Origin of the sequence: Bradyrhizobium sp. SZCCHNS1022 (assembly GCF_032484835.1) — a bacterium.
Taxonomy (GTDB): domain Bacteria; phylum Pseudomonadota; class Alphaproteobacteria; order Rhizobiales; family Xanthobacteraceae; genus Bradyrhizobium.
Map to the genome: position 1 here is coordinate 364,058 of NZ_JAUETT010000002.1, position 22,695 is coordinate 386,752.

The window sequence follows — 22,695 nt, forward strand, 5'->3', positions numbered from 1 at the left end:
GTTATCGGTTTTCTAGTGTTCCGATGCTGACGTATGATTCACAAATCGGCTCAGACTTGCGAATCTGTGCCGATGAGGAAAATCGAACAGATTTCGATCGGCGCCGCCGATCGTGAGCGATTGGAGCGGCTGGTCCGAGACCGGAATACGCCGCAAAAAGTTGTTTGGAGAGCGCAGATCGTGCTTTCTGCAAGCGAAGGGATGACGGCAGAGGCGATCGCGGCGACGGTAGGCAAGAGCCTGTTGACGGTGCGTCGGTGGCGCCAACGCTATACGGCCGAAGGGGCCGAGGGGCTCTTGAAGGACGCGACCCGTCCGTCGCGGGTAAAACCGCTGTCGCCCGAGTTGATCAAGCGCGTGGCGCACATGACTCTGCACGAGAAGCCGCCGAATGCGACCCACTGGAGCGGCCGCAGCATGGCGGCAGCCGCCGGCATCTCCTTGAGTAGCGTCCAGCGGATCTGGAATGCGCATGGGCTGAAGCCGCATATCATTAAGACGTTCAAGGTCTCGCGCGACAAGAACTTCTCCGCCAAAGTCGAGGACGTCGTCGGGCTCTATCTCCATCCCCCGCACAAAGCGCTGGTCTTGTGCGTCGATGAAAAAAGCCAAATCCAAGCTCTCGACCGTACCCAGCCCGGCCTGCCGATGAAGAAGGGCCGCGCCGGCACGATGACCCATGACTATAAGCGTAACGGCACCACGACGCTGTTCGCGGCTTTGAGCATGCTGGACGGCAGCGTCATCGGAGCTTGCATGCCGCGCCACCGGCATCGCGAATTCTTGCGCTTTCTCAAGCTGATCGATCAAAGAACTCCCGCCGGTCTCGACCTGCATCTCATCGTTGACAATATGCGACACACAAGACGCTGGGCGTCCAGCGCTGGCTCAAGGCGCATCCGCGCTTCCACCTGCACTTCACGCCCACCTCGGCATCCTGGCTCAACATGGTCGAACGCTTCTTCGCCGAAATCACCCGAAAACGCATCCGGCGTGGCGCCTTCAAAAGCGTCGCCGAATTGCGGGCCGCACCAAGTCAGCCAGCCAAATCCTCGAGAAAGTCGCCAAAGCGAAATAAGCGTTGGAGTCACAACACTACGCTCATGATGGGAAGCTGAATCGGCCGTCCCTGAACAAGGCCCGGCAGGCGTCCACGGCGACCGGATCGTAACGTGTTCCTTTTCCCGCCTCGACTTCGGCCAAGGCCACGTCGAGACCAAGCGCCTCGCGGTAGGGACGGCGCGCCGTCATGGCCTCCACGACGTCGGCCACGGCGAGAATCCTGGCGCCGAGGTTAATCTCATCGTTTCTGAGCCCGTGCGGGTAGCCCGAACCGTCCAGCCGCTCATGATGCTGCAGGATCATCTGCGCCACCGGCCAGGGGAAGGCCACGCCCTTGATGATGTCGCACCCGGCCTGCGCGTGCATCTTGACGAGTTCGAACTCAGCCTTGTTGAGCTTTCCCGGTTTGCTGAGAATTTCGGCCGGCACACTGATCTTGCCGACATCGTGCACCACCCCGGCGAGACGGATGCCCTCGATATCGTGCTCCGATAACTTCATGTCGCGGGCGATCGCAGCCGCGAGCAGCGATACATTATACTGGTGGCCTGCGGTATACGGGTCGCGCAACTCCACCGTGCTGGCGAGCGCCGTAATGGTCGCTTCCATGCTCTTGCGAAGCGCCTGTGTGGCCGCTTCGCCGTCGGCCCGGGCACGCAAGGCGGCGATGCCGTAAGCGAGATCATCGGCCAATTCGCCGAGCAGCCGCAACTCGTCGCCGTCGAAGGCGTCCGCCTCCGCAGCGTAGATCGTGAGAGCCCCGATGATTTTGGAATCGACCTTGAGCGGCAGCGCCAGGCTCGATGCGTAGCCGTGCTCCAGCGCTTCCGCCCGCCACGGCACCATTTGCGAACTCGTCGCGAAACTCCGATTGACCTGCGGCTCGCCGGTTCGGATCGCCGAACCAGTCGGCCCCAGGCCGTGCTCGGTGTCGGCCCAGCTGATCCGCGCCGCCTTCAGATATCCGGCTTCCTGCCCCGCCCACGCAACCGGGCGAACCGTCTTCGCTTCGTCGTGTTCGGCGAAGCCGATCGATGCCATCACGTAACCGCCGGTCTCCACGATGACGCGGCACATTTCCCTCAGCAATCGGCCCTCGTCGGCCGCGCGCACCAGCGCCTCATTTCCCCGGCTCAAGGCCTTCAGCGCGCGCTCGGAGAGCCGCAGCGATTCTTCCGCCGCCTTGCGCTTGCTGATGTCGCGGATCGCCGCCGTCACCAGGACACCTTCGGCGCTTTCCAGCGGGCTCAGCATGAGCTCGATCGGAAACTCGCTTCCGTCCTTGCGCCGTGCGCAGAGCTCGATCCCCATGCCGATCTGCTGCGCCAGCGCCTCTGCCACGGGGCGAAGACTGTCCGCGATCAGCCGTTCCACGAAGCCCTCCGGAATGATGTTCCTCACCTTTTGCCCGAGGAGTTCATCGCGGTGGTACCCGAACTGCCTCTCCGCCTGAACGTTCAGCAGGACGATGTCTCCGCCCGTGTTCACCACCACCATCGCGTCTGGAGCCGCCTCCAGCAGCCCGCGGTACTTGCTCTCCATCTGCGCCAGATGCTTGTCCGCGGCCTTGCGCTCGGAAATATCGACGAAACTGGTACGCAGCAAATTCCGGCCAGCCCAAGGCAACGTGTTCACCCGTACTTCGCAGATGAACTCCTGCCCCTGGGCGTTGCGGATGGCGCGCTCGAACGTCATTGCCTCGCCGGCAACGGCCTGCGCAACGTGCGACTGGAAACTCTGCGCGACCGGAAGCCCGTCCGGCTGAGACGGCGTGAAGAACTCCCGCAGATCGTGCTTCAGCAGTTCATCCAACGCGCATCCGAACAGCTTTTCAGCGCTAGGGTTGGCTTCGACGATGCGGTTCGTATCCAGATCGAGAACGATAATGGCGTCCGGCGCCTGCTCGACCAGCAGACGAAAGGATTCATCGCTCTGCACGGACGCGGCTGAACGTTCCTTCAACAGTTTTGCGTCTTCGTCGCTCATTGCCGAACTCATCCGTTGGATGCCTGCGCCGAGCGAGAGCGGTGTGCCGGGTTGCGTGCGTGGATTCGCCAAAGAGCTTGGCAGTCCGGGCAAAGTGGCTCGCGGCGTCGCCGCTGCCATCTGAAATAGAAGGTGTCGTCGACTGCAACTTTGGTCTATTCATTGTGGTTTTTGGGGGAAGGGCGTTGATCTGGCTCAACATTGATATCGAGCCATCGAGAGCTGCCGGGCCGTCAGCCACCGGGGCCACCGTCCGTTCAGAATTTCTGCTTGGCAGACACTGGCGGTTCAAAAACCGCCGCTGAAAATGCCTTCCGCACTCCCCGACTTACCTACGTGGATGCACAGGAGCCTGAAGGAACTGGAGAAGGCTTTGGGAGAACGAAAATGAAATCAGACGAAAGTAGCTGGCAGCGGGACAATCTCGAAGCTGATTTAGGATACATGGAGAGGGCTGGCAAACGACTATCTCGGGCTGCAATGACAATTGTTTGCAATTGGCGTGCAACTGCTCCGGTTTTATGGCTGAAGATGTTGCTGGTCGTTCTCGTTACCCTGGCAGGCGCCGGCTGCACCCCGGAGCCACAAGCGCCGCTCCGGGTTGGCACCAACATCTGGCCGGGTTACGAGCCGCTCTACCTAGCCCGCCAGCAGGGTTATTTTTCACCCGAAAGCATCAGGCTGGTGGAATACACGTCGAGTTCCGAATCCATCCGGGCGTTCCGCAACGGGGCGATAGACGCAGCGGCCCTGACACTCGACGAGGTGCTGCTATTGGGTGAGATGACATCTGACTTGAGCATTGTCCTTGTCCTCGACATCTCCGAGGGCGGCGACGTGATTCTCGCGCAACCGGCGCTATCAAGCCTCCGCGACCTGAAGGGGAAACGGGTGGGCGTGGAGGCGTCCGCCCTCGGCGCCTATATGCTGACCCGGGCACTCCAGACCGCAGAAATGACGTTGGGCGATGTACGTACGGTTTCCTTAGAAGTCTCTGAACATGAGCGGGCGTTCAAGGAGGGGCGCGTGGATGCCGTGGTAACCTTCGAGCCGACGCGGACAAGGCTCCTGGAAGCTGGCGCACGGAAGCTGTTCGACAGCAGCCAAATCCCAGGCGAAATCGTCGACGTCATTGTTGTCAGGCGGACGTATTCGGCAAGGTATGGCGCGCAAGTCAACCAACTCGTGCGCGGCTGGTTCAGGGCTCTGGACTTCATCCGGAAAGATCGGAACCAAGCTGCTTCCCTAATGGCTCCAAGAGAACGGATTAGCGCCGACGATTTTCAAAAAGCGATTCAGGGTTTGCACCTCCCCAATATCGAGGAGAACCGCTCGATGCTCGCAGGTTCAACACCGACCCTCGTCCGCACAACGCGGCAGCTGGGCGAAGTGATGTTGACCAGCCGGCTGATCGTGCGACCGCCGGATTTGAAGGGGTTGCTCGACGGCAGCTTTGTCGAGGATGCCAGGCCATGAACCTATTCACTGGGTTTCCGCTACGCCTGACCATTCCAACGTTTCTTTTCCTGCTAGCCCTGTCGGCTGAAACACTCACCATGAAGCACACTCAGGAAGTGGCCGATGCTGAGGAAGAGAAAGAGGCGCTTGCCCTCGTGACACAGGACATGAGCCAACTGCAGGCAAGCATCGACAACAGCCTGCGCAAGGGAGATTGGGAGGGGGTCCAGTCGGCGATTGCGCTTAGGGGATCAAACCCGAACGTTGCGGTCCTTGTATTGGTTGATGATGCGGGGACCATCGTCGGCTCCACCAGCCTGAAGCTCATTGGGGTCCCCATCGGTCGGGCCCTGCCCAACGTGGATGCAGCATTTTCGAGGGACATCGGTGCGACCCTGAACGCACGGGTTTCCCTATCTGACGACCGCCAGTTCATCTCTGCCTACTATCCGGTCATCCTCGGCGCAAAGGAGGGGGAGATCCGGCCGAACCGGGTGGGATTGGTGTATCTGCGCTATGACCTCACCTACGCCAAGGGAATCCGGCGCTATGAGTTGGGGCGACAGGCACTTGTCGTGACGGGGTTTTATGGCGGCGGCTTCCTGCTGCTCGTTGTTTTCCTGCACCTGGTGCTCACCAAAAGAGTCGGTCAGCTCGTCTCGGCGAGCACGCGCTTTGCCGCCGGAGACCTCGCTGCTCGGACAGGATTCGTGGGGAAGGATGAGCTTGCTCAGATCGGGGCGGGCTTTGATCGGATGGCTAAGGAGATCGCCAAAAATCACGAGGCGCTGGTCCTTCTGAATCGCGACCTGCGAAGGAGCGAGAAATTCCTCGATGACATCGTGGAGAACGTCCCGAACATGATTTTCATAAAGGATGCGCAGACGCTGAGATTCCTGAGAATCAACAAGGCCGGCGAGCAACTTCTGGGATGTTCACGGGAAGAACTGCTCGGGAAGAACGATTATGACTTCTTTCCGAAGCAGGAAGCGGACTTTTTCACGTCAAAGGATCGTGAAGTGCTTGGCAAGAAAGGACCCGTTGATATCCCGGAAGAGACGATCAAGAGCAGGGGCCAAGGCGACCGGATCATCCTGCATACCAAGAAAATCTCGATCGAGGGCAACGAAGGAAAGCCACTGTACCTTCTCGGCATATCCGAGGACATTACCGAGCGCAAAAAGGCGGAACTGCGGATGGCGCAATTGGCCGCGCAGAACAGGCTGATCCTGGATTCTGTGGGAGAAGGCGTCTGCGGTCTGGACAGTGACGGCCGATGCGCATTTGTGAATCCTGCGGCATCGCAATTGCTTGGCTTCACCATCGAGGAACTCGTTGGCCAAGACGGTCATAGCAAATTCCATCACACCAGGGCGGATGGCCGCCCCTACCTGGAGGAGGAATGTCCGGTCCATTCAGCGTTCAAACGGGGGATGGTCACTCGCGGGACAGAGCTGTTCTGGCGCAAGGATGGCAGCAGCTTCCGGGCGGAATTCATCAGCACTCCGATCCTGGATGCGGGCAAAGTCACCGGGGCAGTGGTGACGTTCCGGGACATCACCGAGCGCGAGCGGATCGAGCAGCGGAACGCGCAGCTTGCGGCGATCGTGGAGTCCAGCGACGATGCGATCTTCGGCAAGACGCTGGAGGGCGTCATCACCAGCTGGAACAAGGGCGCAGAGCTGATTTACGGCTACACCGCGCAGGAAGTGGTCGGCAGGTCGGTCTCGGTCCTGATGCCGCCCGGGCGCAGGCAGGAGATGTCAAGCAATCTCGCCTTGATCCGGGAAGGACGCCATATCCTGCATTTCGAGACACCGCGACGCAAGAAAGACGGGAAGGAAATTTACGTGTCGCTGACGATGTCTCCGGTGAAGGATGACGCGGGGCATATCATCGGCGCATCGGCGATCGAGCGCGACGTCACCGAGCTGAAGCAGGCCGAGGAGGAATTGCGCAAAGAGCGCCAACACCTCGAAGAGGTGGTCGCGATGCGCACGGCGGAACTGACCACGGCGAACGATGATCTCGAAGCGACCAACAGGGAGCTGGAGGCATTTGCCTATTCGGTCTCGCACGACCTCAGAGTGCCGCTCCGGGCGATCGACGGGTTCTCCCGCATCCTGCTGGAGGATTATTCCGGCAAGCTCGACGCCGAGGGCCAGCGGGTGCTGAACGTCGTGCGCGACAACGCGGTCAAGATGGCCCGGCTGATCGACGACATCCTTGCGTTTTCGCGGGCAGGCCGCAGCGAGATCGCGCCGGCGCGGATCGATATGGATGGGGCGGTTCGCGCCGTGATCGAGGAATTGGCGCCGGCCGTCGCGGGGCGCAGACTGACTTTCGACATCAAGCCGCTGGCGCCGGCGCAGGGCGACCCGGCCATGGTCCGGCGGGTCTGGACCAATCTGATCGACAACGCCATCAAGTTCACCGCGCCCAAGCCCGACGCCGTCATCGAGATCGGATCGACAGCCGGCAAAGACGAAACCACCTACTACGTCAAGGACAACGGCGCGGGCTTCGACATGCAATACGCCGCCAAACTGTTCGGCGTGTTCCAGCGGCTGCATGGTTCCGAATTCGCTGGCACCGGCATCGGGCTCGCTATCGTCAAGCGCATCGTCGTGCGGCATGGCGGGCAGGTGTGGGCCGAAGGCAGGGTGAACGAGGGCGCGACGTTCTATTTTACTCTGCCTGTCCGGGAGGACTCACATGCCTAATGCAAACACCCAGGTCGAAATCCTTCTGGTCGAGGACAATGCAGCCGATGCGGAGCTTTGCATCCGCACGCTCAAGAAGAACAATCTGGCCAACCGGCTCGTGTGGGTGAAGGACGGCGCTGAGGCGCTCGACTTCCTGTTCGCCAGGGGCGCCTATGCCGACCGTGCGGTCTCCGCCCGCAATGCGGCCTAGATGCATCCTAAGGTTGTATTGCTCGATCTCAAGCTGCCCAAGGTCGGCGGGCTTGAGGTCATCCGCAAGGTCTGGGCCGATGATGCGCTGAAGCTGCTTCCTATCGTCGTTCTGACCTCTTCGAAGGAAGATCGCGACGTCGCGGAAGCCTACAGCTCGGCGCGAACGCCTTCGTCAGCAAACCAGTCGAATTCGAGGAGTTCGCCGCCGAGGTGGCGCAGCTTGGCCTGTTTGGGCTGCTCATCAACAAGCCACCGCGCTAGATCGGGCACACGCACACTGCGTGACACAGAAACGATCTTGCGCGGTCATTGAAATTTTGCGGCTTCGCTGCCCCGCATTTTGCAGCGCCGCGCGCGCCGGGAACGTCGTCCGGCACGAGTTCGTCGCGCAGGCCCATCTGCTGGGCATGCCCGGCGTATCGAGAAGGGTGGTCGCGCTGATCGTGCCGCCGCAAGCCGCGCCGGCAGATGAAGAAGCGGGACAATGATCGTACGAATGGGTGTGTTTGCAGGTCAAGGCAGAAGCTGAGCGGCCTCGTCTCGCGACCAAACTCTACGTCATTCTGTCCTCGGGGCAGCAGACATATGTGCTGCTGGAATGTCAGTTAGTTTGGCCGGATCGATATCGTCACCCTGCAGACGAGTCGACGCGATTGACCTAGCTAAGGCGGAGCACTGATTCCGCCGTGCTTGGCTAAGCGGAAGAGGGGAATTGCGATAAAGGACCGGCGCTGCACGTTGAGGCTATTATGAGCGATTTTTTGATCGCGTGGCTTGCATCCAGTGCTGCCTTCTCGATCGCTTTTGTCGCGTTCATGATATTTTGGGCAGGACTAGACGGTGTCTATCCGGGTCTGAAAGGAATTTCTCGTCTGGCGGGGGTGACAATTGGCAGCGCCTTGGCCCTCCAGTTAGTCTACGGCGGCCTGGTTTATCTGCTACTCACTCGCATCGGGGTCTGGCGCCTCTGGGCCGTCACTCTAGCGTATCTAATTCTTTGGGTACTGGCTTGGAACTCAATAGATACTTCCCGAGAGGCTTGGGGCATGCTCGCTTGGCTGGTGTTCGCCTGCCTCGTGGCTTGGGTGTTTTGGTTCGTCGCTAAGTAGCGGAGTGAGGCGGGTTGAAGTCCGTTTCTCGCCTTAAGCCAACTACGCGCGGACCGTGGCCTGCGACCGGGAATGTTCGCATGAGGATCGTGCGAAGCTGAAGATCGCTTCGACGCAGGACCAGGGCCGGAGAGCGTTTGCTCGGCGAAATGAACAAGATCACCGTCTCAGTTCATCCAAGACGGTAGCGGCAGGTTCTTCTTGCGCAGGAAGTCGGGATTGAAGAGCTTGGACTGGTAGCGCTGGCCGCCATCCGCGAGGATGGTGACAATGGTTTTGCCCGGACCAAGGTCGCGTGCAAGGCGCATCGCGCCGACAATGTTGATTGCGCTTGAACCGCCCAGGACCAGCCCCTCGTGCTCGATCAGGTCGAACAAAACGGGCAATGCCTCCTCATCGGCGATCCGGTAGGCCATGTCGATCGGCGTGCCTTCAAGGTTCTTCGTCACCCGGACTTGGCCGATACCCTCAGTGATCGAGTCGCCCTCTGTCGTCAGCTCACCCCTGGTAAACCAATTGTAGAGGGCGGCGCCCATTGGATCGCTGAGCGCAATCGTCACGCCCGGATTTCGCTCCTTGAGCGCGCGTGCGACTCCACCCAAAGTCCCGCCGCTGCCGACGGCACAGGTGAAGCCGTCCACTTTGCCTTTCGTTTGCTCCCAAATCTCGGGACCGGTCGTCCGATAATGTCCGTCGCGGTTGGCGACGTTGTCGAACTGATTGGCCCAGAATCCGCCCAGTTCCTCGGCGAGGCGACCGGAATAGCGGGCATAGTGGCCCGGATCGGAATAGGGCACGGCGGGTATCAGGCGCAGATCGGCGCCGCATAGCCGCAGCATGTCCTTCTTCTCCTGGCTTTGCGTGTCGGGCATCACGATCACGGAACGATAGCCACGCACATTGGCCACGAGCGCAATGCCGATGCCGACATTGCCGGCCGTGCCTTCCACGATAACGCCGCCCGGCTTGAGTTGGCCACGTTGTTCGGCGTCGTTGATCATGGCGAGGGCCGCACGATCCTTGATCGAGCCGCCCGGATTGAGAAATTCGGCCTTGCCGTAGATGTCGCAACCGGTGGCCTCCGAGGCCGCGCGCAACCTGATCAATGGCGTGTTGCCGATAGCTTCAATCAAGCCAGATCGAACACTCATGGCTGTCGGCCCCGCTGCCTGTTTGTAATCTCATCTTAGGGCCGGCCGAAAAGTGTTTGATGCTATTCTTGCAACTGGTCGAGCAAGATCGTGGTCAATTTCAGAGGATAAATTGGCAAACCGTTCTCTTGCCAGTGTCCTCATCTATTTAGATGACGAGATTCGTGCTGGCGGCCGCAAGCGCGCCCCGTTCCCGGCGTACGCTCCAACGATAGACAAAACCGGCAATGCCCAGCTGCATCGCAGGAACAGCGATTTGCATAATGGCGGGCAGTGTCGCCATCCAATCAATAGGAATAACTTCGAGGATGGGTCCTCCGTACCGGCCAAACAACAGCAAAGCAACGATCGGCAGAAGAAGAAGCGCAAGGAATGCGGCGATCGTCCGCAACCATCTGTAGGAAAATCGTCTGAATGCGACGGCGGCAAAAGCTATAAAGGCAAGCCAACTGGCGTTGTCGATCAAGCGGATTGTAACATCAGCAGGTTGAAATACATTCGACCAATCGGTTGTGAAGGTGCGCATGGCAGCATGCGCTATTCCCAAACCGGCGAAGATCGCCCCGGTGATTTCTCGCGCCCCTCTCATCTCATCCCTTTGCAAGGGCCGCGCAGATTCGGCGGCTTCGTCATCCGGATTAAGCTTGCGATGTCGTCCATCACCTAGACCCGCGCCGGCGATTTCCGCTTCCGGAGTTCAACCGGAAGCAGGCAATGATGTGACCGAAGGAGCGCATTTGACCCGTTGCGGAAATCACCGCAAGGCGGCATGCTTCCGGTCATGGCGAACGAATAGCTCGCTGACACTATTGTCGTGAACCTTTGCGCGTGAGGTGCTGGCGTGCTGAAGACGTTGGGATTGGATGATGAACTTGATCCGGCCGAGGTCGTGATCGAGATCGAACGCGCATTCGACATCAAGATATTAGACGCTGAGGCCGAAAACATTTTCAGCGTTGGCCAGATGTTTGATCTCTTGCGGAGCAAGGTGCACTGCGGCGACGCAGATCGAAAATGTGCAAGTGCGATGGCCTTTTATCGAATCCGGCGCGCGCTGAACGATCTGCCGGTGGACATCGGACAATCGCCATCATCGAACCTGTCGCCGCTTCACCGCGTTTACACAAAGTCATTTGTGAAGTCACTAGAGGAGAAGTCAGGCCTAAGGCTGCCCCGGCCAGACTTGAGCTTAGTGGGCAGGTTCGGTGTCACCCTCATCGCGCTCGTGATTTTTGGTGCCGTGGCGGCGCTCCTTTTGGCGCTGTGTTCGGCGATCTTTTCTGTACCACTCCCAAAGCCGTTATCCAGTGCCGCCGGTCCTTTGCTTGTTGGAGGGTTGGTCGCCGGTTTAGTCCTTGTGCGGGGCGATGCCGGTCGCCTGCCGAAGACCTGCCGCACGCTCGGAACTCTCGCCGCAAAGACAGCAAACTTAAGCTACGGCCGTCTTGTCAAACAAGGGGCAGACGCGCGGGACAGCCATATGTGGAGAGTATTGGTTGAAATCCTCTCCGACTATGCAAGAGTGCCCACCAACCAGATCGTGCGCGAGACGTATTTTCTGGCCAGCACATTGAAAACCCAGGATACGGCGGCATAGCCGCACCCGGGAGCCAGTCATCTCTTGGCCGCCCCCCCCCCGAGCGAGAGGCTCGTCGCGACCGCTCAATGAACTGGGCGCGAGCAATGGTTGGATGTAAGTGCACGTCTGCTTGTGGCCGATTTCGTTGAAAAAGTCAGCGGTTGCGACGCAGAGATATCGGTGATTCAGTCTGTCTAGTGGGCAGGACTGAAGGTCATGATGGGGCATCGGCAAGTCGAACAGGCTGCGTTGTTCTATGAGTTCTCGCTGGAAAGGCACATCCCCGCCGACCACCTCCTGCGGTCGATCGATAGGTTCGTCGACCTTGAGGACTTACGGCGGGAGCTGGCGCCGTTCTACAGCAACATCGGGCGGCCCTCGATCGATCCGGAGCTGATGATCAGGATGCTCCTGATCGGCTATTGCTTCGGCATACGATCGGAACGGCGCCTCTGTGATGAAGTCCACCTCAATCTGGCATACCGCTGGTTTTGCCGGTTGGGTCTGGATGGAACTGTCCCCGATCACTCGACGTTCTCGAAGAACAGGCACGGCCGCTTCCGTGAGAGCGATCTCTTCCGTCGCGTGTTCGAGACCGTCTTGCGCCGCTGCATCCGGGAGCGCCTGGTCGGCGGCGAAGGGTTCGCAGTCGACGCGAGCCTGATCAAGGCGGATGCCAATCGGCAGAAGGGAATCGAAGGCGATAAGGGGCTTCCGCCGGAGGCTGCGGGTCGAGCGATCGACGAGTACCTTGCCGTTCTTGATGATGCCGCGTTCGGTGCCGCGACGGAGGTCACGCCCAAGTTTGTGTCGCCCTCCGACCCGGCGGCGCGCTGGACGGGAGCGCACGGCGGCCAAGCCTTCTTCGCCTACTCGACGAACTATCTGGTCGACATCGAGAATGCGATCATCGTCGATGTCGAAGCGACCACGGCGATCCGCCAGGCAGAAGTATTGGCCGCCAAGCGCATGATTGAGCGTTCAATCGAAAGGTTCGATCTTTATCCAAGCCGGCTTCTCGGCGACAGCGCCTATGGCTCAGCTGAGATGCTTGGCTGGCTAGTCTACGAGCAGGGGATCGAGCCGCACGTGACCGTCTTCGACAAGTCGGCCCGCACCGACGGGACCTTCTCGCGTGAGGCCTTCACCTACGACCATACCAGGGACGTCTATCGCTGCCCCGCTGGCAAACCCCTCACCACTACAGGGACGCTGGTGAACAACGATACGACGGTCCTCTACCGTGCGAGCAAGCACGATTGTCAAGCATGCTCTCTAAGAAGCAGGTGTTGCCCCAACACCCCGGCCCGAAAAGTGCCGCGCTCGATCTACGAGGGCGCTCGCGACATGGCACGCGAGATCGCAAGCTCATGGGAAGGCCGCACTTCACGCCGGCTCCGCAAGAAGATTGAGATGCTGTTCGCGCATCTCAAGCGCATCCTCAAGCTGGATCGGCTGCGACTAAGAGGGCCGAACGGCGCACGCGACGAGTTCACCCTGGCTGCAGCCGCTCAAAATCTTCGTAAGATGGCCAAGCTGATCCCGATGTCCACACCGACGCCCGCGTGAACCACACCGCGCCAATTCGTCCTCGAAACAGCTGGCGTTCACGACGAAACTACTGCCGACTTTTTCAACGGAATCGGCCCTAAGCTGACCACACGCTTGAAAGCGCCGATGTCTGCAGGTGAGGTTCACGCGGACTCCGGTCCGGGCTAGATCGATAGCTGCTGCCTTGAGGCGACGGTGCGGCCCGTTGGCGGGCGACGCTTGGGGGAGGCGAACCGGACGGGCCGATCGGTCTTGCCGGGAGCGAGATCGCATGCAGCCGCAAAATTCGCTTTCAAGCCGCTGCGCCGAAACACGAAGTTCGCCAGCGATTTCAACGCAAATCAGCCTGTCCAGTCCTCGCGTGAAAAATTTTCTTGTTTCGTATTTTCGGAAATCATGTTTCTCTGACGCCATCCCGCCTCACCACGGAGGGGCGTTGCGCGCGATCGTCACGACACGCGAGGCGGGGAGGCGGTGGCCGCGAAGCATCGGAAGGCGCTCGTTTGGGCGCGGACGAACGGTGCTCTGCGGACGGTGAAGTCGTGTGGTCCTGGCCTCCCGGTGCTGAGGTCAAGTTCGTGACGACGCTTTCGCGTCGCGCTGACGACAGGGACAAAACAGCCGGTCCCTGGGGAGAGCACGTATAAGCCGTAAGCCCATCGCGCGGGGAATGCCGGATGTTCGGCTGAACCTGTGGTGACTGCCGCCTGCTTTCTTTTTGCAGGCGGGCCATGGGTGAGGCCTTCACCCGGCGTTCCCCGCGCCCTCTGTATCAAGAGGGAGCTCGAACAGCACACCTCGGGCACTAACGTGCGGCGGGAAGGAGAGGTCGTGTGCGAATGGCAGCAGGCGAGCTAACTCAGCACCACCGATCCGGTACGGCCGATCAGCCGGGCCAGCTGCTTGAAGCGGCCGCCGACGCGGTCGGCGACGAGATCGACCATGCGATGTTCGAACACCAGCATCAGCTGGTCGTCGCGGCTGCGGAAATGGGTCGCCGGCAGCACCCCGGGGCGGGCGGCCGAGATGAGGTGCGCGACGCGGAACGCCGCGCCGAGGATCCTGGCGCGCTCGATCTGGGCCTTCGGCAGGCGCCGCATCAGAGCCGGCGGGGCCGCTTCGTCGCGAAAGCCCTCGTAACGGAAGAACACCGACAACGCGACGAAGATACGGCCCTCATGGCTGATCGAGCCGAAATTGCCGTTGAGAATGAGGCCATAGGTCTCCTCGCCTCGGTGGTCCGGATGCATCCGCCAGCCGATGTCGGACAGCAGGCAGGCCGCATGACGCAGGCGGCGCTCCTCCTCGGTCTCCTCGAGATGGGCGACCCGAACCAGCCGATCGGTCCAGTCCATCAGCTCGCGGGCATGGCGGGCCGACCGCGACAGCAGTTCGTTCAGGCTTTGCGCGGCGCTGAGCAGCCCGTCCTCGGCGCGCTCCCTCTCGGAGAGCTTGGCGTAGAGCAGGCCCTCGCGCACGCCATAGGTCGAGAACACGATGGTCTTCGGCCTGGCGACGCGGATGACGTATTCCAGCACCAAGGCCGCATAGGTGAGCAGCGGCCGCCGCGCCTCGGCCACGGCCTCGATGTCGGCGAGCATGTCGGCTGCTGCGAGCTCGCGCAGGCGGCGGGCAAAATCGAGCGCCGACGCAGCCGGAATGGCATAGCCGTGCATCACGCTGAGCGGATAGCCGCTCTGGATGATGTGGATCTTCGCCAGCGCGCGCCAGGTGCCGCCGACGGCGTAGAAGGTGCGGCCGGGCCCGGCCACGAGCTGCGGCAGATCGGTCAGTGCGTCGCGCACGATCCGCTCCGCCTTCTTCAGCGATTTTTCGGCGAGGTCCTGCAGCGCGAGCCCGCCGAGCGGCAGCGTCACGCCGCTATGGACCTGGTGGCCGCGGACATCGATCAGTTCGAGCGAGCCGCCGCCGAGATCGCCGACGATGCCGTCCGGCTTGTGAACGCCGGAGACGACCCCGAGCGCGGAATAGCGCGCTTCCTCGGTGCCCGACAGGATCTGGATCTTGGCGCCGCAGATCTTCTCGGCGCGTGCGATGAAGTCGGGGCCGTTGGAGGCGTCGCGGCAGGCGGCGGTGGCGATCGCATGCACGCGCCCGACCTGCTGCACCTTGCACAGGGCGCGAAAGCGCGTCAGCGCCGTGAGCGCCTTGTCGACGGCATCAGCTGCCAAGAGGCCGGTGGTCTGGACCTCGCGCCCGAGCCCGCACAGCGCCTTCTCGTTGAAGACGGTGAGGAGGCTGCGCTCCAGCGCCTGATACACGACGAGACGGACCGAGTTCGAGCCGATGTCGATGACGCCGACGCTTTGAGGTCGCGTCGGCCCCCGCTTGCGCGGCCGCTTCACGGCAGGATTCCGCAATACAAGACTGTCACGTCACTTGCGGCGTGTGAGGCGGCGCGGCGATGATTCCTTGAGCGACTTTCCACGGCCGGACAGACTCGGATTGGTCATGAAGTAGTTGTGCAAATTGAACGGCTCCTCGCCGGGTGCGGCCTTCATACGCTTCGACGATCCGTCCGGCAACAACTGCCAGCTCTGCTCGGTATCGATGAGGTTTGCGACCATGATCTGCTCCATGACCTGCTGATGCACCGTCGGATTTTGCATGGGGCAGAGCACCTCGACGCGACGGTCGAGATTGCGCGGCATCATGTCGGCCGAGGAGATGTACACGGCCGCTTTGGCGCTCGGCAGGCCGTGGCCCATGCCGAAGCAGTAGATGCGGCCATGCTCCAGGAAGCGGCCGATGATGGACTTGACGCGGATGTTCTCCGACAGCCCGGGAATGCCCGGGCGCAGGCAGCAGATGCCGCGCACCACCAGCTCGATCACGACACCGGCCTGGGAGGCCTCGTAGAGCGCATCGATGATGTCGGGGTCGACCAGCGAGTTCATCTTCATCCAGATCGCGGCCGGCTTGCCCTGTCGAGCGAAATTGATCTCGCCGTGGATGTGCTCGATCATTCGCTTGCGCAAGGTCAGGGGCGACACCGCCATCTTCTCGATGTCGATCGGCTCGGCATAGCCGGTGATGTAGTTGAACACACGCGTGACGTCGCGGCCGATCACGGGATCGGAGGTGAAATAGGAGAGGTCGGTGTAGATGCGCGCGGTCACCGGATGATAGTTGCCGGTCCCGGTGTGGACATAGGTGGTGAGGCTGCCGCCCTCGCGGCGCACGACCATCGACAGCTTGGCGTGGGTCTTGAGCTGCAGGAAGCCGTAGACCACCTGCACGCCCGCGCGTTCGAGGTCGCGCGCCCAGCGGATATTGGCTTCCTCGTCGAACCGGGCCTTCAGCTCGATCAGCGCGGTCACCGATTTGCCGGCCTCGGCGGCTTCCGCCAGCGTGCGCACGATCGGCGAGTTGTTCGAGGTGCGGTACAGCGTCTGCTTGATCGCGACCACGTCGGGGTCGCGCGCGGCCTGCTGCAGGAACTGCACGACGACGTCGAAGGATTCGTAAGGATGATGGACGATCAGGTCCTTCTGGCGGATCGCGGCGAAAATGTCGCCGCCATGCTCGCGCACCCGCTCGGGATGACGCGGCACATAGGGCTGAAATTCGAGATCGGGACGATCGACCCGCGTCAGCTGCGACAGCTCGTTCATGGCGAGCACGCCGTCGACCAGGAACACTTCGTCGCCCGTCGTCGACAGCGCCTCCTGCACGAAGAGACGCAGCTCCGCCGGCATGTTGGCCTCGATCTCGAGCCGGATCACCGAACCGCGGCGACGCCGCTTCAGCGCCGTCTCGAACAGCCGAACCAGGTCTTCCGCTTCTTCCTCGATTTCGATTTCGGAGTCCCGGATGATACGGAAGGCGCCCTGTCCCTTGACCGTGTAGCCGGGGAACAGACGGCCGATGAACAGGCCGGTGGCCTGTTCCAGGGTGATCAGGCGCACCACGCCGTCCTTGGCACCGGGGAAGCGAATGAAGCGGTCGAGCTTGCCGGGCATGCGGATCAGCGCATTCATCGGCCGGCCGTCGGAGACACGCGTCAGCTGCAGCGCCACCGTGAAGCCGAGGCTCGGAATGAACGGGAAGGGATGCGCGGGATCGATCGCGAGCGGCGTCAGCAGCGGGAAGATGTTGGCGAGGAAGTGATCCTCGATCCAGTTGCGCTCGGCCTTGGTGAGATCCTGGCCATCCACCAAAACCACCCCGACTTCGGCGAGCACGCGGCGCAGGTCGCGCCAGATCGCCTGCTGGTCGATCGCAAGCTGCGATACGCTTTCGTTGATGACCTTGAGCTGTTCGAGCGGGGTCAGGCCGTCCGGGCTGCGCTCGGCGATGCCCTCGCGCACCTGGGCGCGGATGCCGGCGACCCGGACCATGAAGAATTCATCAAGGTTGTTGGCGGAAATCGACAGGAACCGCACCCGTTCCAATGCCGGATGGCGCGGATTGACCGATTCCTCCAGGACGCGGCGGTTGAAATGCAGCCAGGAGAGCTCGCGATTGATGAAGCGCTCGGGGCTCGTGGCGATCGACGGCGGCGCGGGCGTTGCCGCCTGTTTCTCATTGATTTCAGTAGCTTGCGCAGAGTCCATGAGAAGTCGGTCCATCGTGAGTGAAAGCCGGGGCTGGCCGCGCGTTGCGATGCGGGCCGATCATCGGTTGACGCATCCGCGCCCATTGATGTTCCCGCCAGGGAGAACGTCAAGACGCGGGAGGTGATTGATCATGTTTTCGCAACAGTTCTACGGCGAGCGCTCGCGTCACCGGCCGGCCGAGCCGCAAGGATTCGGCATCCAGCAGGGCGACCACCTCCCGGGCGGCCGCGTAGGAGCGTTCGATCCGAGTGGCCAGATAGCTCACGACGGCCTCGTCGATCGTCAACTGGCGGTCGGCGCACAATTTCACGATCAGGGCCCGAAACAACTGGTCGTCCGGCGGCAGCAACTCGACCACCGGAATGGCGCGCAGCCGCGAGCGCAAATCGTTCAGCGCGATCGGCAGCGACGCCGGTGTCTGGCAGGTGGTGATCAGGACGTAGGCGCCGTCCTGGCGCGCCAGATTGAGCAGATGGAACAGGGCGCGTTCGTCGATGTCGCCGGCCTTGAGATCCTCCAGCACCAGGGCGCCGGTGACGAGCGCGCTGGGCACGGCGGCTGCTTCGAGCGCATGGGCCGAGAGCGAGCGCGCGCCGGCCTGCTGGGCCCAGATTGCGGCGAGATGGCTTTTGCCCGATCCCTCCGGTCCCGCCAGGAACATGGTCTTCGCGGGCCATTCCGGCCAGGCCTCGATCAGCGCGAGGCCTGCGGCGTTGCACGGGCCTTCGAAAAAATTGTCGCGCGAGAGGCTTTCGGCATGCGGCAGCGCAAGCGCCAGTTGGCGAGGAGGCGTGTGGCTGGCCACGTCAGGTCTGCTCCATCTTGGATCGGTCGTTGTGGAGCCGGTGGCTCATCTGGGTTCGATGGTGTTCATGTGACGCACCCACTCCACCAGATAAAGCGCGACAGAGACGAGCGTAAAGACGGTCACCAGGGCCATCAGGACGCCATCGTACGGGCTGGGGTCGAAGCGGAAACCGAGCGAGGCGAGCACCAGCGCAGCGAACGCAACCTGGGCCGCCGTGTTCAGCTTCGATACCATCAATGGCCGCATCGCGACCGGCCGATCGAACAGCCACGACACGATCACCGCCGACACGATCATGATGTCGCGCGAGACCACCAGGATCACGATCCAGCGCGGGATCGCGCCCCAGACGCCGAGCGTGATGAAGATCGAGACCAGGAGCGCCTTGTCGGCAAGTGGGTCGAGCAGCGCGCCGAGTTCGGATCGCAGATTGAAGCGCTTGGCCAGAAAGCCGTCGACCGCATCGCTGATCCCGGCCACCACGAACACCGCGAAGGCGATCTCCATCTGGTTGGAGGCGATGGCCCACACCACGATCGGGACCAGCAGGATGCGTCCCAGGGTAATCAGATTTGGAATAGAGTGGGGAATGGTCACGCAACACGTCCCGGCTGCCGAAAAGATCGCAATGCCCGATTCATCAGGCGGGGAGAACCAGCCAGCTCCAACATAGTATGGGGATCGATCCCTTGCGAGCCATTGCGCGCAGCGAGAATTCGACGTAACCAGCGGACGAAATTAAGGGTTTTACCATGGCCGAGCGCAAAAACGGGCTCACTTACGCGGATTCGGGGGTCGATATCGATGCCGGGAACCGCCTGGTCGATCTGATCAAGCCGATGGTTCGCGCCACCGCGCGCGCCGGCGCCGACGCCGAGATCGGCGGCTTCGGTGGCCTGTTCGACTTGAAGGCGGCCGGCTTCAAGGACCCTGTGCTGGTCGCGGCGACCGATGGCGTCGGCACCAAGGTGAAGATCGCGATCGAGACCGGGCTGCATGCCGGGATCGGCATCGATCTCGTGGCGATGTCGGTCAACGACCTCGTGGTGCAGGGGGCCGAGCCCTTGTTCTTCCTGGATTACTTCGCCTGCGGCAAGCTCGATCCGGAGACGACGGCCTCCATCGTGGCCAGCATCGCGGAAGGGTGCCGCGAGTCAGGCTGCGCGCTGATCGGCGGCGAGACCGCCGAAATGCCCGGCCTGTACAAGGATGGCGACTACGATCTGGCCGGCTTTGCGGTTGGGGCGGCCGAGCGCGGCACGCTGCTGCCGCGGGGCGACATCGCGGCCGGCGATGCGGTGATCGGGCTCGCCTCGTCGGGCGTGCACTCCAACGGCTTCTCGCTGGTCCGCAAGATCGTCGCGCAATCCGGCCTCGGTTTCGATGCCCAGGCGCCGTTCGCGCCTGTCATGACGCTGGGCGGCGCGCTGCTGGCGCCGACGCGGCTCTACGTCAAATCATGCCTGCGGGCGATCCGCGAGACCGGCGCCGTGAAGGGCCTCGCCCACATCACCGGCGGCGGCTTCACCGACAACATCCCGCGCGTGCTGCCGAAGCAGCTTGGCGTCTCCATCGACCTCGCCCGCCTGCCGGTGCTGCCGGTGTTCAAATGGCTGGCGGAGCAGGGCGGCATCGCCGAGCTGGAGTTGCTGCGCACCTTCAACTGCGGCATCGGCATGATCGCGATCGTGCAGGCCGATGCCGTGGACAAGGTCAGCGAGGTCCTCACTGCGAACGGCGAGAGCGTCACGCTCTTGGGTGAGGTGATCCCGGTCCAGGACGGTCAGCACGGCGAACAGCGCGTCGTCTATAACGGTCATCTCGACTTGGCGCGGTGACAACATGAAGCGACGTGTCGCCATTCTGATTTCCGGCCGCGGGTCGAACATGGCGGCCTTGGTCCGCGCAGCGGCAGCAAGCGATTTTCCGGCCGAGATCGCGGTCGTGATCTCGAACCGCGCCGATGCCGCCGGTCTGCAATGGGCGACCGACCAGAACGTCCCGACCCTGGTGATCGAGAGCAAGCCGTTCGGCAAGGACCGCGCCGGTTTCGAGGCGGTGTTGCAGCAGGCGCTCGATCGGCACGGCATCGAGCTGATTTGCCTCGCCGGTTTCATGCGCCTGTTCACGGCCGAGTTCGTGCTGCGCTGGCACGGCAGGATGCTGAATATCCATCCCTCGCTGCTGCCGTCATTTCCGGGGCTCGACCCGCACGGCCAGGCCTTGCGCGCTGGGGTGAAGATCTCGGGGGCGACCGTGCATTTCGTCATCCCCGAAACCGATGCCGGGCCGATCGTGATGCAGGGGGCGGTCCCGGTCGGCGATGACGACACGGCGGAGACGCTCTCGACGCGGATTCTCGAGATCGAGCATCGCATCTATCCTGCCGCTTTGCGGCTGCTTGCCGCAGGACAGGTGCGTTTGGAAGGCGATCTGTGCAAGACCACGACAGCCGGTCCGCAAGGTCAGGCGCTGGTTTGGCCAGCACCGGCCGGTTGAGCGCGCTGATCGGGCAAATTCCCCCGGCGAGGGCCGGGGGTGGGGGTCATGGCCGCCTGTGCCAGCCATGACGAAGTTTGACCGATCGGCCAGATGCGAAGATCGGCAGATCCGGTGTTGAGGTGTATTTCGGAACGCGACGGGTGTCGCGATCCGTCCAGGCGAATGGCGGTAAGAGAATAGTGTGCTGAGCTTGGTTCAGGACACTTTCAGATTCTCGGCCGACGTCTTGCCGCGACTCTCCACAAGGTCATATTCGACCGCCTGGTTTTCGTTGAGCGTGGACAAGCCTGCGCGCTCCACAGCGGAGATGTGGACGAAGACGTCCTTGTCGCCCCCTGCCGGTTTGATGAACCCATAACCCTTGGTCGGGTTGAACCATTTGACGGTGCCTTTGTGCATCGGCATCGTTGTCTCCTCGTCTAGACGAAAAAAAGACGCGGCCACGCGAATTGCGTGCCACGCCACAAACGGGCTTCCCGAAGTCTGTTCAATTTCCGAAGTCGCGAAACGCACAGTCGAACGGCCGGATCCGATTGCACCTGAGATTGCAACACGATTTGCGCCGGATAGCAAGATTGGGGCGGGCGTAGGACGAGGGCTGCGCCTGCGTCTCAATTCCGAGAGTTGTGGCTGCGGAACCACATGGGTTGCCGATGTGCCGGTCGGCGTCCGGCCGAACGAGTGACTTTGGGTGGAACTGCGGACGGATCGCCGCAGTCGGCGGCTCCAATTTGGAGGCTCCGTCTCCGTGGGCCCGTTCTGGTTCCAAGCGCCCGTACCACTCTTGCGACCTACCGGACGGGGATCGGCCCGCGGTCGCGGCTGGAGGGGATGTGGCGGCCGTTCGGAGCCGGAGGAGTATCGATATACCGCTGGTGTTGCGGCGAAGGAGGCTGCGAGTGGCAGGCCTACACAGGCTTGGGGGCGATATAACCCTGTAGCCCGAAATTCTCCCGTGATGCTGTCATGAGCGGGATCAGGGCTGTCGGGTGGATGAACTCGTCTCGGAAGCAGGCGTAGACCTTCGGATCGAAGATGCTTTTGAGCCAGTCGATGACCAGCTTATGTCGGTCGGAGTGACGGAACTCCTTGTGGTAGGTGAGCCACAGATCCATGTGGTAATTGATCCCAAGATCAACCGGTACGAGTGGCGCGCCCAAGGCAATCGCCGATGTCGGCAGAAAGCCGACGCCTGCGCCGCGCTCAATCGCATAAAGTACAGCAACGCTTGAATTGGTCGAAATGCCGACAATTCCCTCCAAGGACTCAAGACCGAGTACTCGCGCATAACCGGTCTCGTCGAGCTGAACGCCATGCTGCTTGACGATGCGGTGATTTCGAAGGTCTGCAAGCGACGTGGGCACGCCATACGCATCTCGATAGGCTTCCGAGACGAACGTATAGATGTGAAGCCTTCCCAATTTAGTGACGATGAGGTCTGGATCTGTTGGTCGTTCCAATTGAATGGAAATGTCGGCCTCGAGACGTGATACGTCCGCCTGCTCCATTGCGCAGTTCAGGTCGACCATAATCTTGCGATAGGTTTTCTGAAAGTCGATCAATCGGGGCAAAATCCAGAAATTGCCAGGACCTTCCGTCACTGCGACGCGGACTGAGCCGTGAGTGTCAGTTGACATCGAGGCCCTGCGGAAGATGTTGAAACTAAGTCGCTCCATCTGCTCCACGTCAAATAGAAGAGCATGTCCCTCATCGCTGAGCGACAGACCTGACTGATCGCGGATAAACAGCTTGCAGCCGAGCTCATGCTCGAGCCGATCGATCTTCCGCATCAACGTCGTGCCGGTCAGGCCGAGAACTTCGGCGGCATTCCTGAAGCTCTGGTGGCGGGTGCATAGAAGAAAAGCTCTCAAGTCTTCCCACGAAGCCTTAAGTGTTTCGTCAAATTTTTTGTGCTGCGTGGATGCAGCACCCCGATGCAAACGTTGCCGCATACCCTCGAGCCCCGTCAGGTATGATGAGTGATCAAGACC

19 protein-coding genes and 1 pseudogene are annotated in these 22,695 nt (G+C 61.6%); 11 read left to right on the forward strand and 9 right to left on the reverse strand.

The window, feature by feature from the left end:
• The first annotated feature begins 72 nt into the window (after positions 1-72).
• Positions 73-1,118: pseudogene (locus QX071_RS15200) on the forward strand (IS630 family transposase).
• On the opposite strand, the gene QX071_RS15205 reads toward QX071_RS15200, so the two are convergent.
• Complete coding sequence (locus tag QX071_RS15205) at positions 1,102-3,168, reverse strand: PAS domain S-box protein (RefSeq protein WP_315703525.1); 2,067 nt, start codon at positions 3,166-3,168, stop codon at positions 1,102-1,104. The pseudogene QX071_RS15200 and the gene QX071_RS15205 overlap by 17 nt on opposite strands.
• A gap of 150 nt (positions 3,169-3,318) precedes the next feature.
• Between QX071_RS15205 and QX071_RS15210 the strand changes: the two genes are divergently transcribed.
• The 3 genes from QX071_RS15210 to QX071_RS15220 are packed head-to-tail and all read left to right on the forward strand — an operon-like array spanning position 3,319 to position 7,422.
• Entirely contained in the window at positions 3,319-4,524 is a 1,206-nt protein-coding gene (locus QX071_RS15210) for an ABC transporter substrate-binding protein (RefSeq protein ID WP_315703526.1), read from the forward strand.
• Positions 4,521-7,229 (forward strand): PAS domain S-box protein, encoded by a 2,709-nt coding sequence (locus QX071_RS15215; protein ID WP_315703527.1) that lies wholly within the window; start codon positions 4,521-4,523, stop codon positions 7,227-7,229. Before QX071_RS15210 ends, QX071_RS15215 begins: the two co-directional genes overlap by 4 nt.
• Positions 7,222-7,422 (forward strand): hypothetical protein, encoded by a 201-nt coding sequence (locus QX071_RS15220; protein WP_315703528.1) that lies wholly within the window; start codon positions 7,222-7,224, stop codon positions 7,420-7,422. The genes QX071_RS15215 and QX071_RS15220 overlap by 8 nt, the downstream gene beginning before the upstream one ends.
• Positions 7,423-7,571: 149 nt before the next feature.
• Here QX071_RS15220 and QX071_RS15225 read toward each other — a convergent pair whose 3' ends face one another.
• Entirely contained in the window at positions 7,572-7,694 is a 123-nt protein-coding gene (locus QX071_RS15225) for a hypothetical protein (protein WP_315703529.1), read from the reverse strand.
• Positions 7,695-7,705: 11 nt separating this feature from the next.
• On the opposite strand from QX071_RS15225, the gene QX071_RS15230 reads away from it, so the two are divergent.
• The gene (locus tag QX071_RS15230; protein ID WP_315703530.1) at positions 7,706-7,912 is read left to right on the forward strand and encodes a hypothetical protein; all 207 of its coding nucleotides are present in this window, start codon (positions 7,706-7,708) and stop codon (positions 7,910-7,912) included.
• Positions 7,913-8,173: 261 nt separating this feature from the next.
• On the forward strand, positions 8,174-8,533 hold the full coding sequence (locus QX071_RS15235) for a hypothetical protein (RefSeq protein WP_315703531.1): 360 nt from the start codon (positions 8,174-8,176) through the stop codon (positions 8,531-8,533).
• Between the two features lie 167 nt (positions 8,534-8,700).
• Here QX071_RS15235 and QX071_RS15240 read toward each other — a convergent pair whose 3' ends face one another.
• Complete coding sequence (locus QX071_RS15240) at positions 8,701-9,684, reverse strand: cysteine synthase A (RefSeq protein WP_315703532.1); 984 nt, start codon at positions 9,682-9,684, stop codon at positions 8,701-8,703.
• Between the two features lie 112 nt (positions 9,685-9,796).
• Between QX071_RS15240 and QX071_RS15245 the strand changes: the two genes are divergently transcribed.
• From QX071_RS15245 to QX071_RS15255, 3 genes are all read left to right on the forward strand, one after another.
• Positions 9,797-10,351: a hypothetical protein gene (locus QX071_RS15245; protein WP_315703533.1), complete on the forward strand. Its 555-nt coding sequence runs from the start codon at positions 9,797-9,799 to the stop codon at positions 10,349-10,351.
• A 174-nt stretch (positions 10,352-10,525) separates the two neighbouring features.
• Positions 10,526-11,281, forward strand: coding sequence for a hypothetical protein (locus QX071_RS15250; protein WP_315703534.1), 756 nt, complete (start codon positions 10,526-10,528; stop codon positions 11,279-11,281).
• 198 nt (positions 11,282-11,479) lie between these two features.
• The gene (locus QX071_RS15255) at positions 11,480-12,832 is read left to right on the forward strand and encodes an IS1182 family transposase (protein WP_315703535.1); all 1,353 of its coding nucleotides are present in this window, start codon (positions 11,480-11,482) and stop codon (positions 12,830-12,832) included.
• 836 nt (positions 12,833-13,668) lie between these two features.
• Here QX071_RS15255 and ppx read toward each other — a convergent pair.
• The 4 genes from ppx to QX071_RS15275 form a co-directional block, all read right to left on the reverse strand.
• Entirely contained in the window at positions 13,669-15,180 is a 1,512-nt protein-coding gene (gene ppx, locus QX071_RS15260) for an exopolyphosphatase (protein WP_315703536.1), read from the reverse strand.
• A gap of 30 nt (positions 15,181-15,210) precedes the next feature.
• Positions 15,211-17,391 carry an RNA degradosome polyphosphate kinase gene (locus tag QX071_RS15265; RefSeq protein WP_315703537.1) on the reverse strand — a complete coding sequence of 727 codons (2,181 nt, stop codon included), beginning with the start codon at positions 17,389-17,391 and terminating at the stop codon, positions 15,211-15,213.
• Positions 17,392-17,500: 109 nt separating this feature from the next.
• Positions 17,501-18,199 carry a DnaA ATPase domain-containing protein gene (locus tag QX071_RS15270; protein ID WP_315703538.1) on the reverse strand — a complete coding sequence of 233 codons (699 nt, stop codon included), beginning with the start codon at positions 18,197-18,199 and terminating at the stop codon, positions 17,501-17,503.
• Between the two features lie 45 nt (positions 18,200-18,244).
• Complete coding sequence (locus tag QX071_RS15275) at positions 18,245-18,799, reverse strand: CDP-alcohol phosphatidyltransferase family protein (protein ID WP_315703539.1); 555 nt, start codon at positions 18,797-18,799, stop codon at positions 18,245-18,247.
• Positions 18,800-18,954: 155 nt separating this feature from the next.
• Between QX071_RS15275 and purM the strand changes: the two genes are divergently transcribed.
• Positions 18,955-20,040 (forward strand): phosphoribosylformylglycinamidine cyclo-ligase, encoded by a 1,086-nt coding sequence (gene purM, locus QX071_RS15280; RefSeq protein WP_315703540.1) that lies wholly within the window; start codon positions 18,955-18,957, stop codon positions 20,038-20,040.
• A gap of 4 nt (positions 20,041-20,044) precedes the next feature.
• Positions 20,045-20,701, forward strand: a complete 657-nt coding sequence (gene purN, locus QX071_RS15285) for a phosphoribosylglycinamide formyltransferase (protein WP_315729168.1) — start codon at positions 20,045-20,047, stop codon at positions 20,699-20,701.
• 198 nt (positions 20,702-20,899) lie between these two features.
• Here the strand turns inward: purN and QX071_RS15290 are convergent, their stop codons facing one another.
• Positions 20,900-21,103 (reverse strand): cold-shock protein, encoded by a 204-nt coding sequence (locus QX071_RS15290; protein ID WP_409977513.1) that lies wholly within the window; start codon positions 21,101-21,103, stop codon positions 20,900-20,902.
• 509 nt (positions 21,104-21,612) lie between these two features.
• Positions 21,613-22,656 carry a LysR family transcriptional regulator gene (locus QX071_RS15295; protein ID WP_315703543.1) on the reverse strand — a complete coding sequence of 348 codons (1,044 nt, stop codon included), beginning with the start codon at positions 22,654-22,656 and terminating at the stop codon, positions 21,613-21,615.
• Positions 22,657-22,695: the final 39 nt, after the last annotated feature.

Coding starts and splice junctions, on each gene's coding strand:
- QX071_RS15220 (WP_315703528.1), top strand. CDS start 7,222: ATGCCTAATGCAAACACCCAGGTCGAAATCCTTCTGGTCGAGGACAAT.
- QX071_RS15295 (WP_315703543.1), bottom strand. CDS start 22,656: ATGCGGCAACGTTTGCATCGGGGTGCTGCATCCACGCAGCACAAAAAA.
- purN (WP_315729168.1), top strand. CDS start 20,045: ATGAAGCGACGTGTCGCCATTCTGATTTCCGGCCGCGGGTCGAACATG.
- QX071_RS15205 (WP_315703525.1), bottom strand. CDS start 3,168: ATGGCAGCGGCGACGCCGCGAGCCACTTTGCCCGGACTGCCAAGCTCT.
- QX071_RS15265 (WP_315703537.1), bottom strand. CDS start 17,391: ATGGACTCTGCGCAAGCTACTGAAATCAATGAGAAACAGGCGGCAACG.
- QX071_RS15215 (WP_315703527.1), top strand. CDS start 4,521: ATGAACCTATTCACTGGGTTTCCGCTACGCCTGACCATTCCAACGTTT.
- QX071_RS15235 (WP_315703531.1), top strand. CDS start 8,174: ATGAGCGATTTTTTGATCGCGTGGCTTGCATCCAGTGCTGCCTTCTCG.
- QX071_RS15240 (WP_315703532.1), bottom strand. CDS start 9,684: ATGAGTGTTCGATCTGGCTTGATTGAAGCTATCGGCAACACGCCATTG.
- purM (WP_315703540.1), top strand. CDS start 18,955: ATGGCCGAGCGCAAAAACGGGCTCACTTACGCGGATTCGGGGGTCGAT.
- QX071_RS15290 (WP_409977513.1), bottom strand. CDS start 21,103: ATGCACAAAGGCACCGTCAAATGGTTCAACCCGACCAAGGGTTATGGG.
- QX071_RS15255 (WP_315703535.1), top strand. CDS start 11,480: ATGATGGGGCATCGGCAAGTCGAACAGGCTGCGTTGTTCTATGAGTTC.